The sequence below is a fragment of the Martelella alba genome (assembly GCF_005217455.1).
Classification (GTDB): domain Bacteria; phylum Pseudomonadota; class Gammaproteobacteria; order Enterobacterales; family Enterobacteriaceae; genus Acerihabitans.
Map to the genome: position 1 here is coordinate 1 of NZ_SZPQ01000110.1, position 1822 is coordinate 1822.

Sequence of the window (1822 nt, forward strand, 5' to 3'; positions counted from 1 at the left end):
GGCTGCATTCCCGGGGCGTCAATTTTTTCGGGTTTGCAGAACACGCGATATAGCAGGGAGATGTGTTCCTGCCATTTACACATCACCTGGTAACTGGTTTCGTCCAGTTCCTGACGTTCCTGGATATCGATCACTCCATCCGCCGTGGCCTCGCGCACCCTGGACGAATGGCGCCCTATCCACTCGATTGACTCCATCAGCCGTTCGTTGATGTCCGCGTTATCGATAGACTCAATGTCCACCAGCGGCACGTTTACACTGTTTGATGCCCGGGAAACGGCGTCGGCGATATATTTCGCGTTGCTTGCCCGCTGGAGCACCAGCGCCCAGCCCAGAGGGAATATCTGGTCCCCATCAGCCCGGAGACGATTGAATATGGCGTTCTCGGTGACGCCCAGCCATTCGGCCGCCTCAGCGTAGCCGCCTGGCAACGCGGCGATGGTTCGTTTGATTGCAGCCACCAGCCACGCGGGCTGTTTTTCTACCTGCCATTCTGATTTACCCACGGTTAGCCCCTTGTTTCAGTGGTGTTTGGTCGCCTACTGTTTGGGTAATATCTGGATAATGTTCTGGCTGAAATTTCAAAGCGCCATTCGAGACTTTCTCGATCAGCAATGCATACTTCCAAGGGATGATTTCTTTCCACAGGCTTACTGTTGGTTTTGAAACACCAATCGCGGCAGCCACAGCGGTGGCGGTCTCGTAGAATTTAATGACGTCTGATTTGTACATGCTCCCTCCAGGGAAAAACCTACCCCTAAAGTTTAATGTTTCAAACAAAATAAAGTCAAGATATTAAACGAAAGAGTGTTTAAGTTATTAAACATGCAAAAAGAAACCATGAGCGACCGCATAAACCTGCGAATGCGCGCGCTGAAGCTGAAAAGCAAAAATTTGATGGATGCTACAGGGGCGTCGAAGGGTACTGTTAGCCAATGGGTTAACGGCGGTTCCGAGCCATCCGCTAAATATATTTCGCTTTTGGCCGATGTACTGAAGGTCAGCGAAAAATGGTTAATCGAGGGCGGCCTGATTGAGGAAACCGGTGGTAATAGCTATCCTGGTCCCGAAGTTCGACGCCGTGTTCCGCTGATTTCGTATGTACAAGCTGGAGCATGGAAAGAAATAGTGGAACAGCAGTTTGATGACTGGACAGACTGGATTGAGACGACAGCGAAAGTCTCACCTTACTCATTTTCATTACGGGTAATAGGTGACTCAATGTTTAACCCATCTGGTCATGGTGTCTCGATTCCTGAAGGGGCGCTAGTCATTGTAGATCCTGAGATTGAAGCTTTAAGCGGGCGCATTGTAGTAGCAAAGATTAACGGCTCAAATGAAGCGACAATCAAGAAGTTAGCAATTGATGGTCCTCACACATATCTCATGCCATTGAATCCCAATTACAGACCGATAGAGCTCAATGATGACTGTGAAATTATCGGTGTTTGCGTGAGAGTAGAGATGGATTTAGTTTAACAATCTGATAGCAAAAATAACCGGTGAGAGCCGGTTTTTTTATGTCCAAACTTTTTAGTTTAAACTTACGAACAATGTTCTTGACTTTATAGTTTGAATAATTAAACTTGCATTAACTAAACAAAACGGCGTCTCCCGGTTTGGGCACCAGCAGCACGCGGAGCGCTAAACAGTGGCACGACACGACCGCGGGGATCTGGTGAGTAATCGCGGAGAAACAGCGCCAACCCGGGTAACCGGGCGAGCCGGTGGAAGGCCGGCATATCACAGAGGGCTTTGAGAGGGGTAACAGAGTGCGGCGTGATTAACCGTTGCTCATAGTCAAACATCCAACAGCCGGTGG

3 protein-coding genes are annotated in these 1822 nt (G+C 49.0%); 1 reads left to right on the plus strand and 2 read right to left on the minus strand.

Translation table 11 applies throughout. The features are described 5' to 3' along the window. Together FCN80_RS25765 and FCN80_RS25770 are read right to left on the minus strand one after the other, a co-directional pair. Nucleotides 1–506: YmfL family putative regulatory protein (locus FCN80_RS25765; protein ID WP_136993194.1), on the minus strand; the 506-nt coding region annotated here is incomplete at its 3' end. After that, nucleotides 499–732, minus strand: a complete 234-nt coding sequence (locus FCN80_RS25770) for a Cro/CI family transcriptional regulator (protein ID WP_136993196.1) — start codon at nt 730–732, stop codon at nt 499–501. The genes FCN80_RS25765 and FCN80_RS25770, both read right to left, overlap by 8 nt. Nucleotides 733–825: 93 nt before the next feature. Between FCN80_RS25770 and FCN80_RS25775 the strand changes: the two genes are divergently transcribed. Next, entirely contained in the window at nt 826–1479 is a 654-nt protein-coding gene (locus FCN80_RS25775) for a LexA family protein (RefSeq protein WP_230492975.1), read from the plus strand. The last annotated feature ends 343 nt before the right edge of the window (nt 1480–1822 follow it).

Bases quoted from the DNA above. Each gene is read 5' to 3' on its own strand.
- FCN80_RS25775 (WP_230492975.1), top strand. From the start codon at position 826: ATGCAAAAAGAAACCATGAGCGACCGCATAAACCTGCGAATGCGCGCG.
- FCN80_RS25770 (WP_136993196.1), bottom strand. From the start codon at position 732: ATGTACAAATCAGACGTCATTAAATTCTACGAGACCGCCACCGCTGTG.